Below are 13,794 nucleotides of genomic sequence, written 5' to 3' on the forward strand. Positions count from 1 at the left end.
CAGGTCCGCCACCGGCGGGCGGTCCGTGCAGGGTCGGCGGCGAGCCGGTCGAGCAGGCGCGGCCACGCACGGGCGGCAGGCCAGCGGCGGGCGACCACGGCCAGGCCGGACCGGTCGAGCATCTGGGCGAGGGCGGCCTGCTCGTCGAACGGCCGCGGCTGGGGCAGCGCGAGGAACGGGGTGCCTGCGGCCGCGACGTCGGCGACAAGGCCGCCGCCGCAGGGACCCACGACGACGTCGGCGGTGCACAGCAGCGGCCAGACGTCGGGCACCCTGCCGTGCTCGACGACCGCCGCGTGGTCGACCGGCTCGTCGTCGACGAGGTCCCCGGCGACGTGCCAGTGCCAGGCGGCGGTCGCGGACGCCGCCTCGCGCACGTCGGAGGCCCGCACCCCGTGCCCGCCCCGCCCGAGCACGAGCACCGCGCAGCGCCCCGCCGGGCAGCCGGTCCGGTCGGTCTGCTGCGGCCGCCCGTCGAAGCGCGAGAACGCCCCGGTCCACCGGGTCCGGGACCTCCTGTCGCGGGAGCCGCTCCCGGCGCCCCGGCGGCTGCGGGGGCCGCGGTCGGCGGAGCCCGGCCAGGGGGCGAGCAGGGCGGTCGCGGTCGCGTAGCCGAGGACGTGGGCGGGGTCGCTGCGGTCGCCGGGCTGGAGGACGGCGACGGTCGGCAGGCCGAGCAGGCGGCCGAGCAGCAGCATCTCCACGGAGACGTCGACGACGAGCAGCCGGCAGCCCGACGCCCGCGCCCAGGCCGCGACCGTCTCGGCCCGCCCGAGCATGCCCGGCTCCCCCAGCGGCGCCCAGTGCAGCGCCCCGCCGGCGGTGGGGTCGGTGACGGCGGGCCCGAGCGCCGGGGCCCGCACGGCGTCCGGCGGCAGCGGCAGCCAGCCGACGCCCTCCGCGGGCTCCCCGCTGCCCATCCCGGTGACCGGCTCGTCCAGGTGCGACGCGACCGCCTCGAGCCGGCGGCGGTGGCCGGACCCGTGGTCGTGCACGTACCAGCCGATCACGCAGCGGCCCGGTACACCTGCACGTACCGCTCGGCCATGACGGACGCGCTCAGGGTCGCCAGCGCGTGGGCGCGGACGCGCGAGCGGTCCATGGCCAGCGCCTCCTGGACGGCGCGCGCCAGGTCGGCCACGTCGTCCGGGGCGGCGAGCACCCCGCCCGCGCCGCCGAGGACCTCGCCGAGCCCGCCCCGGTCGAAGGCGGCCACCGGCGTGCCGCAGAGCATCGCCTCCGCCGCGACGAGCCCGAACGGCTCGTCCCAGCACGGGGTGACCAGGGCGCACGACGCGCCGCCGACGAGCCGGGCCAGCTCGTCGACGCCCAGGTGGCCGGCGTAGCGCGCCCCGTCGCCGAGCAGCGGCGCCACCTGCGAGTCGAAGTACTGCTGGTCGTGGACCGGTCCGGCGAGCACGACCCGGCGCCCCAGCAGCCGTGCCGCCTGCACCGCGAGGTGGGGGGCCTTCTCGGGGACGAGACGGCCGGACCACACCAGGTCCCCGCCGCCGGGGCCCTCGGGCCACAGCGTCGGGTCGACCCCGTTGCCGACGACCTCGACGTCGCCGAGGACGCCGGCCCAGCGGCGGGCGACGTCGGCCGAGACCGCCACGAAACGGCTCGCCAGCGCCCCGTCGACCGCGCCGGCCTCCTGCCACGGGTTGGGCGGGGTGTGCAGCGTGGTCACCATCGGGGTGCTCAGCAGCGAGGCCATCGCCAGCGGCAGGTAGTGGAGGCTGTTGTTGTGGACCAGGTCCAGCCGGTCCACGTCCCGCAGCAGCCGCGACATCGTCTGCTGCATGCAGCGGTGCTCCCAGAGGAAGTGCTCCGGCGGGGCGGCGATGTCGGCCCGCGCGGCCTCGCTGAGCGGCGGCGGCGCGAAGACGGGCACCACGCGGGCGACGGAGCGGTCGCTGTCGCCGTGGGCGTACATGACGACGTGGTGCCCCGCCGAGGTGAGCGACCGGGCCAGGGACCAGGTGTGCGCCTCGAGCCCGCCGGCGAAGGGCTGGGCGACGGGGAAGCGGAGGGCGGCGACGATCCCGATCCGCAGCGGCCGCTGCGCCTGGCCGGCGAGCGGGACGGGCACCGGGAGCGGGACAGCCGACGGGACACCGGTCGGGACAGCGGCCGGGACCGAGCGGGACGACGCGGCCGGGGGCGGGGACGCGGTGGCGTGCCGCACGAGGTCAACCGGGGCGCCGGCCATCCGAGCTCCATCCTGTCGGGCCCGGGGGGCTCCTCCGGCCCCGTGGGCGGGGCAGCGAGCCGGGTGCCGGCTCCTCGCAGGGTACCCATGAGTAGCGCTTCTCCACCCCTCGTCCCGCGACAGGGCTCTGACCAGCACTTTCGTGAGACGGGGGGCTCACGTACCGTGAGCCCCCCCGCCCCTCGGTGGTGTGCTGTGATCAGCGCGTGAGCACCTCGAGCCCGCCGGGCACGTCCCGGCCCCCCGGCACCCCGCGCGCCACGGTCGTCACCATCGTCCGCGGGCGGCTCGACCACCTGGCCCGGCAGGGCTGGGGGCTGGCGGCCCAGGACGACCCCGACCTGTCGTGGGTGGTCGTGCGGATGGGCGGCCCCGACCCGCGGCCGGCGCTGCAGGGGCCCCACCCGGAGCCGGTCGTCGTCGACCTGGAGGTCGCCGAGGGCGAGCCGCTGCCCCTCGCTGCCGCGCGCAACGCCGGGATCGCCGCGGCCACGGCGGCCACGGTCGTGCTCCTGGACGTCGACGCCGTCCCCGGGCCGACGACCGTGCGCCGCTGCGCGGACGCCGCCGAGCAGACCGGCGGCGTCGTCGCGGGTCCCGTGTCGTACCTGCCGGCCGGCGTGCCTGCGACGCCGGACGACCTCCCGGCCATGCCGGCCGCGGGGACGCCGCACACCGCGCGGCCGGTGCCCGCGGACGGCGAGCTCCTCGCCGAGGACCGGTGGGAGCTGTTGTGGACGGTGTCGATGGCCGCCCCCACGGCGCTGCTGCGCGCGGTGGGCGGGTTCGACGAGCGGTACACCGGCTACGGCGCCGAGGACACCGACATGGCGATGCGCCTGCGCGCCAGCGGCGCCCCGCTGCACTGGGTGGGCGGCGCCTGGGCGTTCCACCAGCACCACGAGGAGGTGGGCCGCCGGGACCGGGTGCCGGACATCGTCCGCAACGCCTCGCTGTTCCGGTCCGTGTGGGGCTGGTGGCCCATGGCGGGCTGGCTGCAGGACCTGGCCGCGGACGGCCGGGTCGAGTGGGACCCCGACGGCACGCTGCTGCGCGAGGTCGGGCACGGCTAGCCCCCGGACGCACAGGGGGCCGGCCGACCTCGACGGTCGACCGACCCCCGGGCCGGGCTGGTGGTGCGGGTGGGTCTGGTGCGGGTGCTTCTGGTGCGGGCCGTGCGGGGACCGGGTGGGTCAGCGGCGGCGGCCGAAGCGGCCGCGGTCGCGCGCCTGCTCCTCGGGCTTCTGCTGCTCGCCCTGCTGCGCCCCGAGGACGATGAGCGAGCCGGCGACGGCGGGGATGGCGAACTGGACGAGCTTGAGCTGCTTCATCGCACCGGCGACCTCGGACGGCGTGCTGGCCGAGGGGGTGACGGAGCCCTTGGCGGGGACCTTGCCGGCCTTGCCGACCGTGGCGCCCAGGACACCGGAGTAGGCAGTCAGCGCGAGCGCGACGATGGTGAGGACGAGCTTGACGACGGTGTTGCCGCGCGTGCCCTCCTGGTCGACGACGCGGTCGCGGTTGGCGACGATCAGGCCCGCCCCGCCGACGAGGTGCGCACCGATGGCCACGGCGTTGAAGGGCGCCCAGCGGCCCCACCCGGCGCTGGCCGTGGAGGCGCGCTCGGTCTCGTCGCTGACGGTGCCGGCCGCGCCGTTGAGGCCGATGGCCCCCATCAGCGTGCCACCGAACCAGGCGGCAGCACCGAGGTCGTGCAGGGAGCGGACGAGCGTGTTGCGGTTCTCCATGAGAAGTCCTTCCGAGGGGTTGTCGTCGGGGGCCGCAGTACCCAGCCGACCGGGTCCCATGCAGCGCCGGGCGTGGCGCAGAGGTCCTGCCCGCCCGGGCCTACCGTGGGCCGCCTCTGGAGGAGGTCCACCATGGCCGCTCGGTTCGAGGAGCTTGCCTTCGCCGCCACGCCCCTGGGCGAGGTGAGCCTGCGCCGCAGGGTCGAGCCCACCCTCGGGGTGGACGTGCACGAGGTGAAGCTCGGCGACGAGTTCCTCATGTCCAGCCTGTTCCACGACTCCGAGGTCGCCCTCGCCCACCTGGGCCTGAAGGCGCTGGCCGACAGCCGGGGCGGGCAGGGGTGGGACGTGCTCGTCGGGGGCCTCGGGCTCGGCTGGACGGCGCGGACGGTGCTGGAGGACGACCGGGTGGCCTCGCTCGTCGTCGTCGACGCCCTGGCCGAGGTCATCCGGTGGCACGTAGAGGACCTCGTCCCCGGCGGGGCCGAGCTGGCGCAGGACCCGCGGACGCGCCTGGTGCACGGCGACTTCTTCGCGCTCGCCCGGCACCCCGACGGGCTGGACCCCGACATGCCCGGCCGGCTCTTCGACGCGGTGCTCGTCGACATCGACCACACCCCGGAGCACCTGCTGCACGTCAGCCACGGCGACCTGTACTCCGTCGACGGGCTGCGCCGGGCGGCGCTGCGGCTGCGGCCGGGCGGGGTGTTCGGGCTGTGGTCGGACGACCCGCCCGAGCCCCGGTTCGAGGCGGTGCTGGGCGAGGCGTTCGCGGCGACGTCGTCGCACGTCGTCAGCTTCGCCAACCACCTGACCGGCGGACGCTCCGCCTGCACCGTCTACCTGGGGACCACCGCACCCCCGGCCGGCTGAGCGGCCGGGGAGGCGGTGGCGCACCGGTCAGCAGGACCGGTCGGGCGCGTGGGTCAGGCGCCGCGGCCGGACGCCTGCTGCAGCTCGTCGATCAGCAGGGAGGCGTCGCCCTTGGTGATGCCCTCGGGGATGTCGCGGCCCGCCTCGCGGGCGAGGGTGGTCAGGTAGCTCATCTGGGGGCCGGTGGCGGGCTCGTCGCCGGTCGCCCACTGCTCGACGGGCTTCTCGGCGGAGTCGCCGACCGCCTGGTCGTTGGTGCCGTCGGTGCCGCGGGTGCTGTCCTCGTCCTGGGTCTGGGTCATGCCTCAACCGTAGGCAGCACCTCCGACACATGCCCGTCGAGGCGTGCCCGCCGGGGGGTGCCCGCCGGGCCGGGCCGTCCGTAGCCTGGCGCGGTGGAGCAGCGGGTGAGCCTGGTGACGCTCGGGGTCCGCGACCTGGCGCGGTCGCGACGCTTCTACGGCGCCCTGGGCTGGCACGGGCAGGAGGTCCAGGACACCGTCTTCGTCCAGGCCGGCGGGCTCGTCGTCGTCCTCTGGTCCCGGGCGGACCTGGCCGCGGACTGCGGCGTCGAGGACACCGGCGCCGGCTTCGGCGGCATGGCGCTGGCGCACAACGTCCGCTCCGAGGGCGAGGTGGACGCCGTCCTGGCCGAGGCGGCCGCCGCCGGCGGGACCGTCACCCGACCGGCGGGCCGCACGCCCTACGGCGGCTGGGCCGGGGTGTTCACCGACCCGGACGGCCACCCGTGGGAGGTCGCGCACAACCCGGGCTTCGCGCTCGCCGAGGACGGGTCGGTGGTCCTGCCCGACCTCGGCGGCACGCGCTGGTGACCCGCGACCCACGACCCCGCCCGGGCCGACGGCCTCAGATGCCGATGGCCTGCATCTGGGCGGCGGGGTAGCGGGTCCCCGTGAACGCCTCGGGCGGGGCGGCCGCCTCGATGCGCGCCAGGTCGTCCTCGGTCAGCTCCACCGCCGCCGCGCCGACGTTCTCCGCCAGCCGGTCCTGGCTGCGCGTGCCGGGGATGGGGACGACGTCCTCGCCGCGGGCCAGCACCCAGGCCAGGGCCAGCTGGGCCGGCGTGACGCCCTTGTCCTCCGCGACGCGGGAGACCTCGCGGACCACCGCCATGTTGGCCTCGAAGGCTTCCTCGGCGAACCGCGGGTTCGACCGGCGGAAGTCGTCGTCGGCCAGGTCCGCCGGGGACGTGATCGCCCCGGTGAGGAAGCCTCGCCCGAGCGGGGAGTAGGCGACGACCCCGATGCCGAGCTCGCGCGCGGTGGGCACCACGTCGGTCTCGATGTCGCGGCTCCAGATCGACCACTCGCTCTGCAGCGCGGCGATCGGGTGCACCGCCGCCGCCCGCCGGACGGTGTCGGCCCCCGCCTCGGACAGGCCGAGGTAGCGGACCTTGCCGGCCTGGACGAGCTCCGCCATGGCCCCGACGGTGTCCTCGATGGGCGTCCCCGGGTCGACGCGGTGCTGGTAGTACAGGTCGATGTGGTCGACGCCGAGCCGCTGCAGAGAGGCGTCGCAGGCCCGCCGCACGTAGTCCGGCGACCCGTCGATGGTGCGCGTGCCGTCCTCGTGGACGACGTTGCCGAACTTGGTGGCGAGCACCACCTGGTCCCGCCGGTCGGCCACGGCACGGCCGACGAGGCGCTCGTTGGTGTGAGGGCCGTACATGTCGGCCGTGTCCAGCAGCGTGACGCCGAGCTCGAGCGCCCGGTGGACCGTCGCGACGGACTGCGCGTCGTCGCGGGGGCCGTAGAAGGCGCTCATGCCCATGCAGCCGAGGCCGACGGCGCTGACCTCGAGCGGGCCGAGGTGGCGGGTGGGGAGGCTCACCGGCGCGTCAGTCCCGGTCGGACAGGACCGTCGGGCCCATGAGCGCTGCGGAGTCGTAGATGGTCCGGAACCCCGTCACCCGGTCCCCGTCCAGGTCGATGATGGTCACGCCGGTGTAGGTCACCGCGTGCCCGCCGGCGCGGACCGCCTCCGACGTCCACTCCAGGGCCGCGTGGTTCTCGCCCTCGGTGACCTGCGTGAAGGTCGTGCGGATCTCGTCGAACTGCCGCAGGTACTCGTCGAACAGCGCCGTGATGCCGTCGGGGCCGTACCGGGTGCCGTGGCCGTCGATGCTCTTGACCTCGGCCTCGTCGGTGAACAGCGACGCCATGGGCTCCAGGTCGCGCTTCTGCTCCAGGTGGCGCAGGGCGGCGATGAACTGGCGGGTGGTCTCGTCGCGTACCTCGTGGTCCACAGGTGCTCCTTCGTCCGTCGGTGGGGCACCGCCGTGCACGGCGGCGCCCGCGTCAGGGGCGGGGTACCCAACCGGCGCCGCACGACACGTGGGTCCGGCGCGGCGGGGGTGCCGCCGCACCTAGCAGACCTGGCGGGGCAGGGCGGGGCGAGGGCCTGGTGGCCGGGCCCCGCCGCGAGCACCATGGGCGGCATGCAGCCCGTCGAGCACGCCCCGCTCGACCCGGCCGGCGACCCGGCGGACGACCCCGCCGTCGACGCCGCCGTCCGGGCCTACGTCGCGGCGATCCCCGGCCACCACCGCGCCCTCTACGACCGGGTGCACCGGCTCGTCCTGGAGGCCCACCCCCGGGCGACGGCCGCGATGTCGTACGCCATGCCGTCGTACGTGGTCGGGGGCAGCCGGCTGCACGTGGGCGCGTGGAAGCACGGCCTGTCGTTCTACGGCTGGTCGGAGGCGCGGGACGCCGGCTTCGCGGCGCGCCACCCGGAGCTCGTGGGCAGCAAGGGCACCATCCGGCTGGACCCCGACGCCGCGGCGGGCATCGACGACGACGAGCTGCGCGACTTCTTCCACGCGACCCTGTCCGGCTGAGGGCGCCTGCACGGTCCGTCGCGGGCGGCGGGCCGCAGCACCGGGGTACCGCTAGCCCCCTGTCCCGCGCGCGTGCCGGGCTGGGACCGTCGTGGCGTGACGAGCCCACCCGCACCGGTCCCCCGCCCCGCCCCCGCCCCGGACGAGGCCGTCGTGCGCACGCGCGACCTCCGCCTGCGGGTGGGCGGGCGCGACGTGCTGGCCGGCGCGGACGTGCACGTGGGTCCCGGGGTCACCGGTCTCCTGGGCGCCAACGGCGCCGGCAAGACCACCCTCATCGGCCTGCTCCTCGGCCTGCAGCGGCCGACGTCCGGGGAGATCAGCGTCCTGGGCCTGGACCCCACGGTCGACGGGACCCGGCTGCGACCGCGGGTCGGCTACTCCCCCCAGCTGCAGGTCCTGCCCCCCGACGTCCCCGCCGTCGACCTGGTCTCCCACCTCGCCGAGGTGCAGGGGCTCCCCCGCAGCGCCGCCCGGCAGCGCTCGAGCGACGCGCTGTGGCTGGTCGGCCTGGGCGAGGAGCGCACCCGACGGGTCGGGACGATGTCCACCGGGCAGGTGCAGCGCGTCAAGCTCGCCTGCGCCCTGGCCCACGACCCCCGCCTGCTCGTCCTCGACGAGCCGACCAACGGCCTGGACCCGGTGCAGCGCGAGGACCTGCTCCTGCTGGTCCGCCGGCTCGGCACCGAGCTGGGGATGCACGTGCTGCTGAGCTCGCACCTGCTGGCCGAGGTCGAGCAGGTCTGCGACGCCGTCGTCATCCTCGCCGACGGCCGGGCCACGTCCTCGCGGCTGCGCCAGCCGGAGGCGCACTCCAGCACCCGGCTGCTCGTCCTCGACCCGGGCTCCGCGGCCGCGGTGGAGGCCGGGCTCCGTGCCGCGGGGCTGACCGTCGCCGCGGCGGCCGTCGACGGCAGCACCTCCCCCGCGGGCGACGGCCTCGCGCACCTCGAGGTCACCCTCACCGACCCCCGGCACGAGGCGGTCCTCACGCAGGTCCTCGCCAGCACCGGTGCGGGCGTGCACCGCCTCACCGAGCCGCGCCACGGCCTGGTCGACACGTACCTCGCCACGACAGGAGCCGGATCGTGACCGACGTCCCGCGCACCGCCCCCCGCGGCCCGGAAGAGGCCGCGCGGCTGCTCGACACCGGCTACCGCCCCTACGACGGGCAGCGCTCCGGGGTCGCAGGCGCCGTCGGCAGCCTCGCCCGCTACTCGGTGAGCCGGGGCCTCGGCGTCGGCCGGCCGTTCGGCGGCAAGATCCCGGTCTACCTGGTCATCCTCGTGGCGTACCTGCCCGCGGTGGCGCTGGTCGGGGTCACCATCGTCGCCGGCGACATCTTCGGCACGCCGCTCAACGAGTCGGTGCGCGACTTCTTCGGGCTCACCACGACCGCCGTCGTCGCCTTCGCGGCCCTCGTGGTCCCGGAGCTGTTCTGCACCGACCGGCGCACCGGGATGCTCGGGCGCTACCTGTCGACCCCGCTGACCCGGTGGACGTACCTCGTCGGCAAGGGCCTCGCCCTGCTGGCCCTGCTCGCGATCGTCGCCCTCGGCCCGCCGATGCTGCTCCTGCTCGGCCTGTCCGGGGTGGGCGACGACCCGCCCGCGCTGCTGGACGTCCTCGACCTGGCGTGGCGCGTCCTGCTGGGCGGCGTGCTGCTGTCCCTGCCGCTGGCCGCCGTCGGGGCCGCCGTGTCCAGCCTCACCACCCGCCGCGTCGTCGCCACGGCCGTCATCGCCGTGCTCATGCTGCTGAGCAGCGCGGTCGCCGGGATCCTCTCGGAGTCCGGGTTCCCCGACACCGTCCTGCTCGGCGGGGTGGTGCTGCTCGCCTTCGAGATGCCGTACCGGCTGCTGCTCATGGGCGCCGAGGGCGGCTCGGACCTGTCGCCGGTCCCGCTGCTGCAGCTCGTCTCCGCCTGGCTGGCGTGGGTCCTCGTCCCCGCCGTCGTCGTCGTCCTGTCCTACGCGAGCACGAAGGTGTCCCGATGAGCACGAGCGCCCCCCTGACCTCCTCCGCCCCGCCGGCGACCTCGGCACGCCCGGGGCCGGCAGGCGACGTCGGCGCGACCGACGGCCCGGTCGCCCAGCTGGAGGGCGTGAGCCGCTGGTACGGCAAGGTCGTCGCCGTCTCCGACGTCACCCTCACCCTGCGGCCCGGGGTCACGGCGCTGCTGGGGCCCAACGGCGCCGGCAAGTCGACCCTGCTGCGCCTGGTGTGCGGGCTCACCCGCCCCTCCCGCGGCACGGTCCGCCTGCTCGGCGAGGACCCCCGCCGCCACCCCGAGGTGTACCGGCGCGTCGGCCTCGCCCCGCAGCAGGAGGCCCTGTTCGACCACGAGAGCCCGACCCGCTTCGTCGAGACCGCGGCCCGGCTCGTCGGCCTCGCCGACCCGGTCGGCGCCACCCGCGAGGCGCTGGACCGGGTGGGGCTCGACCCCGCCGACCCCCGGCCGCTGCGCCAGCGCTCGGGCGGGGAGCGCCAGCGCGCCAAGATCGCGCAGGCCATCGTCCACCGCCCGCCGCTGCTCGTCCTCGACGAGCCCGTGGAGGGCCTGGACCCGCGCCAGCGCCTGGCCGTCCTCGACCTGGTCGCCGCGCTCGGGGCGGAGGGCCACACCGTGCTGGTCTCCAGCCACGTCCTCGGCGAGCTCGACCGGATCAGCGACCGCGTGCTCGTCATGGCGCAGGGGCGCGTCGTCGCCGCCGGCACCTCGCACGGGCTGCGCGAGCTGCTCGACGACCGGCCGATGAAGGTCCGCGTCGGCACCGACCGCCCCCGGGCCCTGGCCGCCGCCCTGGTCGGCCTCGACGGCGTGGTGGCGGTGACGCTCGAGCCTCCCGGCGACGGACCGGGCGCCCCCCCGGGCGCGGTCGTCGTCGACACCCTCGCCGCCCCGCTGCTGCGCCGCTCGCTCGCAGCCCGGGCCGTCGACGCCCGCGCCGTCCTGCACGAGGTCCGCGCGCTGGACGACGACCTCGACAGCGTCTTCCGCTACCTGGTGACCCGGTGAGCGCGCCGGGCACGACCGTCGGCGGCGCCGGCGCGGGCACCCCCGGGCGCGGCCCGTCGGGCGCGTCGCTGTGGCTGCTGACCAGCACCATGACGCGCGCCGCGCAGGGACGGCTCCGGCTGGCGCTGTCGGTCGCCGCGGCGCTGGCCCTCGGCGGCATCGGCCTGGCCGTGCGGGCCGGGGCGGACGACGCCGTGGGCGTCCCCGACGAGCTCGTCGCCACCCTGGTCGCCACGCTCGTCCTCACCCTGTACGCGCCGCTCATCAGCCTGGTCCAGGCCGCGTCGGTGGTCGGGGACCTGCGCGACGACGGCACGCTGGTCTACCTGTGGCTGCGGCCGGTGGCTCGCTGGCGCCTGGCCCTGGCGGCGGCCGTCGCGGTGTTCGTCCGCTCGGCCCCGCTCGCGGTCCTCGCGGCCGTCGTCCTGGCGCTCGCGGCCGGGGGCAGCACCGACCTGGTGGTGGCGTCCGGGTACGCCGCGCTGCTGGGCTGCGTCGGCTACGCCGGCCTGTTCTCCTTCCTCGGCCTGGCCGTGCGGCGGGCCCTGGTCTGGGGGCTGGTGTACGTGCTGGTCTGGGAGGGCGTGGTCGGCACCTTCGGCGCGCTGCCCGCCCGGCTCGCGGTGAGCTCGTACTCCACCGCGCTGCTCGCCCACCTGGGCGGCACGCCGGCCCCGGCCCAGGGCGTCGGCCTGGCCTGGGCGTGGGCGGGACCGGTGCTCATCGCCCTGGTCGCGCTCGTCGCCTCCCACCGGCGGCTGGTCAGGGGCGAGGTGGCCTGACGGGCACGCCGCCAGCGGCGCGGGCGCAGGTGCGTGCCCGCCGCGCAGGGCTGATGCTGGGCGCATGACCCGGACCGTGCTCGTCGCAGGTGCGTCCGGCTTCATCGGCTCCCACCTGTGCCGCGCCCTGGTGCAGGAGGGCCACGAGGTGCGCGCCATGACGCGGCACCCGGAGACCTACGACGGCGCCGGGACCGCGGTCGCCGGCGACGTGGCCGACCCCGGGGCGCTGGCCGAGGCGCTCGCGGGCGCGGACGCCGCCTACTACCTCGTGCACTCGCTGGACTCCGCCGACTTCGAGGACAAGGACGCACAGGCTGCCCGCAACTTCGCCGCCGCCGCCCGCGACGCCGGGGTGCAGCAGATCGTCTACCTCGGGGGCCTGGGCCGCGACGGCGAGGAGCTGTCCCCGCACCTGCGCTCGCGCCGGGAGGTGGAGCACCTGCTCGCCGAGGCCGGGGTCCCGGTCACCACGCTGCGGGCGGCCGTCGTCGTCGGCCACGGCGGGATCTCCTGGGAGATCACGCGCCAGCTCGTCGACCACCTGCCGGTGATGATCACCCCGAAGTGGGTGGACACGAAGACCCAGCCCATCGCCCTGCCGGACGTGGTCCGCTACCTCGTCGGGGTCCTCGGCAACGAGAAGGCCGTCGGGCGCACGTTCGAGATCGGCGGCCCCGACGTCCTGCGCTACATCGACATGCTGCGCCGGGCGGCCCGGATCAAGCACAAGCCGATGCCACGCATCCCGGTGCCGCTGCTCACCCCGCGCCTGTCGTCGTACTGGCTGTCGTTCGTCACCGACGTCGACACCAAGACCGCGCGCACCCTCGTGGACTCCATGACCACCGAGGTCGTCGTCCAGGACCGGTCCATCTACGATGTCGTGCCCGGGGAGACCATGGGCTACGACGACGCGGTGAGGCTCGCGCTCGACGAGCGCGAGGAGGCCGAGGCCTCGCGCGAGCCGGCGTGAGCGTCGTGGCCGGCGCCCGGCGCCGCCTCACCGCCCTGCTGGCGCCCGCGCTCATCGACAAGGTCGAGCGCGACCACACCGAGCCCGACGAGCGCTTCCGCCGGCGCCGCATCGTGGCGGGGATCGTCCTCGTCGTCGGGGCGGTCCTGCTCGGCGTCTCCCTGGGGGTGGAGCCCGGCGACCCGACGTTCTACCCGCTCACCCTGCTGGTGGCGGCGACGTGGGTCATCGGCGGCCTGGCGTCGGGGCCGCTGCACCTGGGCCGCATCCCGTTCCGCGGCACCCTGCGCCGCCCCGTCCTCACCCCCGTCGCGCTCGGCCTGGCCGCCGGGGGCGTCTTCGTCCTGGGCGCCCTCGTGGTCCGCCAGATCCCCCCGCTGGCCGGCTACGTCGACGAGGTCCTCGCCCACGCCACCGAGGGGTACCTGCCGCTCATCGCCTTCGTCACGCTCGTCAACGGGGTCGCGGAGGAGATCTTCTTCCGGGGCGGGCTGTTCGCCGCCATCGGCCGCCGGCACCCGGTGGTCATCTCCACGCTGGTCTACGCCACCGCCACGGTCGCCACCGGCAACCCCATGCTCGTCTTCGCCGCGCTCGTCCTCGGCGTGGTCTTCGGCCTCCAGCGGCGCGCCAGCGGCGGCGTGCTCGGCCCCGTCCTCACGCACGTGACGTGGTCCTCGGTCATGCTCTTCGTCCTGCCGCGCCTGTTCGGCTGACCGCGTGCGCACGGCTCCCCCGCCCGGCCCCGCCGGCGCGGCCCCGGTGCAGCTGCGGCTGGTGAGGACCCCCCCGGTGGCCACCGCACCGCTGCTGCGATGGCTCGCCGCCCACGCCGTGCCCGGCGTCGAGGTCCACGACCCGCTGACGGGCGGGCACACCCGGCTGGTCCCCACCGCCGCGGGCCCGGCGACGGTGACGGTCCGGCTGCCCGCCGACGACGCGCCGGCCGTGGTGGCCACGGTGACCCTGCCGCCCGGCGGCGACCGCGCGACCGGCCTGGCGGAGGTCGCACGGCGGCTGCACGGCTGGCTCGACCTGGGCACCGACCCGGTCGTCGTCGACGCCTGGCTGGCGCGCGACCCGGTGCTCGCGCCGCTGGTCTCGGCGCGGCCGGGGCTGCGGGTCCCCGGGTCCGTCGACGGCCTGGAGACGGCGCTCTTCGCGGTGCTCGGGCAGCAGGTGTCGCTGGGCGCGGCGCGCACCTTCGCCGGCCGGCTGATGGCGGCGTTCGGCACCCCCGCCCCCTCGTCGGGCGACCTGGGGCTGCGGTCGCTGCCGTCGGCCGACGCGCTCGTCGAGGCCGGCCCGGAGGCGCTCCAGCGCG

At 76.6% G+C, this 13,794-nt stretch carries 17 protein-coding genes; 11 read left to right on the forward strand and 6 right to left on the reverse strand.

The genetic code is table 11. The features are described from left to right. Together WCS02_RS10790 and WCS02_RS10795 are read right to left on the reverse strand one after the other, a co-directional pair. Positions 1-1,010, reverse strand: a 1,010-nt coding sequence (locus tag WCS02_RS10790; protein WP_340292922.1) for a hypothetical protein, incomplete at its 3' end; no start/stop codon positions are given. Next, positions 1,007-2,212, reverse strand: a complete 1,206-nt coding sequence (locus WCS02_RS10795) for a glycosyltransferase (RefSeq protein WP_340292924.1) — start codon at positions 2,210-2,212, stop codon at positions 1,007-1,009. The genes WCS02_RS10790 and WCS02_RS10795, both read right to left, overlap by 4 nt. Before the next feature lie 206 nt (positions 2,213-2,418). On the opposite strand from WCS02_RS10795, the gene WCS02_RS10800 reads away from it, so the two are divergent. Further along, positions 2,419-3,285 (forward strand): glycosyltransferase family 2 protein, encoded by an 867-nt coding sequence (locus WCS02_RS10800; protein WP_340292926.1) that lies wholly within the window; start codon positions 2,419-2,421, stop codon positions 3,283-3,285. A gap of 120 nt (positions 3,286-3,405) precedes the next feature. Here WCS02_RS10800 and WCS02_RS10805 read toward each other — a convergent pair whose 3' ends face one another. Then, positions 3,406-3,960: a hypothetical protein gene (locus WCS02_RS10805; protein ID WP_340292928.1), complete on the reverse strand. Its 555-nt coding sequence runs from the start codon at positions 3,958-3,960 to the stop codon at positions 3,406-3,408. A 132-nt stretch (positions 3,961-4,092) separates the two neighbouring features. On the opposite strand from WCS02_RS10805, the gene WCS02_RS10810 reads away from it, so the two are divergent. Continuing rightward, positions 4,093-4,833: a spermidine synthase family protein gene (locus WCS02_RS10810; RefSeq protein ID WP_340292930.1), complete on the forward strand. Its 741-nt coding sequence runs from the start codon at positions 4,093-4,095 to the stop codon at positions 4,831-4,833. A gap of 53 nt (positions 4,834-4,886) precedes the next feature. Here the strand turns inward: WCS02_RS10810 and WCS02_RS10815 are convergent, their stop codons facing one another. Then, positions 4,887-5,135, reverse strand: coding sequence for a DUF3072 domain-containing protein (locus tag WCS02_RS10815; protein WP_340292932.1), 249 nt, complete (start codon positions 5,133-5,135; stop codon positions 4,887-4,889). 93 nt (positions 5,136-5,228) lie between these two features. Between WCS02_RS10815 and WCS02_RS10820 the strand changes: the two genes are divergently transcribed. Further along, positions 5,229-5,666: a VOC family protein gene (locus WCS02_RS10820; RefSeq protein ID WP_340292934.1), complete on the forward strand. Its 438-nt coding sequence runs from the start codon at positions 5,229-5,231 to the stop codon at positions 5,664-5,666. 34 nt (positions 5,667-5,700) lie between these two features. Here WCS02_RS10820 and WCS02_RS10825 read toward each other — a convergent pair whose 3' ends face one another. Together WCS02_RS10825 and WCS02_RS10830 are read right to left on the reverse strand one after the other, a co-directional pair. Further along, positions 5,701-6,684 carry an aldo/keto reductase gene (locus WCS02_RS10825; RefSeq protein WP_340292936.1) on the reverse strand — a complete coding sequence of 328 codons (984 nt, stop codon included), beginning with the start codon at positions 6,682-6,684 and terminating at the stop codon, positions 5,701-5,703. 7 nt (positions 6,685-6,691) lie between these two features. Continuing rightward, entirely contained in the window at positions 6,692-7,099 is a 408-nt protein-coding gene (locus WCS02_RS10830; protein ID WP_340292938.1) for a nuclear transport factor 2 family protein, read from the reverse strand. Positions 7,100-7,291: 192 nt separating this feature from the next. Between WCS02_RS10830 and WCS02_RS10835 the strand changes: the two genes are divergently transcribed. The 8 genes from WCS02_RS10835 to WCS02_RS10870 all read left to right on the forward strand — a co-directional run. Continuing rightward, positions 7,292-7,693 (forward strand): iron chaperone, encoded by a 402-nt coding sequence (locus WCS02_RS10835; RefSeq protein ID WP_340292940.1) that lies wholly within the window; start codon positions 7,292-7,294, stop codon positions 7,691-7,693. A 96-nt stretch (positions 7,694-7,789) separates the two neighbouring features. Then, positions 7,790-8,785 carry an ABC transporter ATP-binding protein gene (locus WCS02_RS10840; RefSeq protein WP_340292942.1) on the forward strand — a complete coding sequence of 332 codons (996 nt, stop codon included), beginning with the start codon at positions 7,790-7,792 and terminating at the stop codon, positions 8,783-8,785. Next, positions 8,782-9,690, forward strand: a complete 909-nt coding sequence (locus WCS02_RS10845; protein ID WP_340292944.1) for an ABC transporter permease subunit — start codon at positions 8,782-8,784, stop codon at positions 9,688-9,690. Before WCS02_RS10840 ends, WCS02_RS10845 begins: the two co-directional genes overlap by 4 nt. After that, positions 9,687-10,712 (forward strand): ABC transporter ATP-binding protein, encoded by a 1,026-nt coding sequence (locus tag WCS02_RS10850; RefSeq protein ID WP_340292946.1) that lies wholly within the window; start codon positions 9,687-9,689, stop codon positions 10,710-10,712. Before WCS02_RS10845 ends, WCS02_RS10850 begins: the two co-directional genes overlap by 4 nt. Then, positions 10,709-11,494, forward strand: a complete 786-nt coding sequence (locus WCS02_RS10855; protein ID WP_340292949.1) for an ABC transporter permease — start codon at positions 10,709-10,711, stop codon at positions 11,492-11,494. Before WCS02_RS10850 ends, WCS02_RS10855 begins: the two co-directional genes overlap by 4 nt. A 64-nt stretch (positions 11,495-11,558) precedes the next feature. Further along, positions 11,559-12,470 (forward strand): NAD(P)H-binding protein, encoded by a 912-nt coding sequence (locus WCS02_RS10860; protein ID WP_340292951.1) that lies wholly within the window; start codon positions 11,559-11,561, stop codon positions 12,468-12,470. Continuing rightward, a complete protein-coding gene (locus WCS02_RS10865; RefSeq protein WP_340292953.1) occupies positions 12,467-13,186 on the forward strand; it encodes a CPBP family intramembrane glutamic endopeptidase in 720 nt (239 codons plus the stop codon). The genes WCS02_RS10860 and WCS02_RS10865 overlap by 4 nt, the downstream gene beginning before the upstream one ends. 76 nt (positions 13,187-13,262) lie before the next feature. Continuing rightward, positions 13,263-13,794 (forward strand): DNA-3-methyladenine glycosylase family protein (locus WCS02_RS10870; RefSeq protein ID WP_340292955.1); only part of this gene is annotated, 532 nt, incomplete at its 3' end.

The organism is Aquipuribacter hungaricus, assembly GCF_037860755.1.
Taxonomy (GTDB): Bacteria; Actinomycetota; Actinomycetes; order Actinomycetales; family JBBAYJ01; genus Aquipuribacter; species Aquipuribacter hungaricus.

Excerpts from the sequence above, each read along its gene's own strand:
- WCS02_RS10835 (WP_340292940.1), top strand. The coding sequence starts at position 7,292 with ATGCAGCCCGTCGAGCACGCCCCGCTCGACCCGGCCGGCGACCCGGCG.
- WCS02_RS10815 (WP_340292932.1), bottom strand. The coding sequence starts at position 5,135 with ATGACCCAGACCCAGGACGAGGACAGCACCCGCGGCACCGACGGCACC.
- WCS02_RS10795 (WP_340292924.1), bottom strand. The coding sequence starts at position 2,212 with ATGGCCGGCGCCCCGGTTGACCTCGTGCGGCACGCCACCGCGTCCCCG.
- WCS02_RS10810 (WP_340292930.1), top strand. The coding sequence starts at position 4,093 with ATGGCCGCTCGGTTCGAGGAGCTTGCCTTCGCCGCCACGCCCCTGGGC.
- WCS02_RS10850 (WP_340292946.1), top strand. The coding sequence starts at position 9,687 with ATGAGCACGAGCGCCCCCCTGACCTCCTCCGCCCCGCCGGCGACCTCG.
- WCS02_RS10860 (WP_340292951.1), top strand. The coding sequence starts at position 11,559 with ATGACCCGGACCGTGCTCGTCGCAGGTGCGTCCGGCTTCATCGGCTCC.
- WCS02_RS10805 (WP_340292928.1), bottom strand. The coding sequence starts at position 3,960 with ATGGAGAACCGCAACACGCTCGTCCGCTCCCTGCACGACCTCGGTGCT.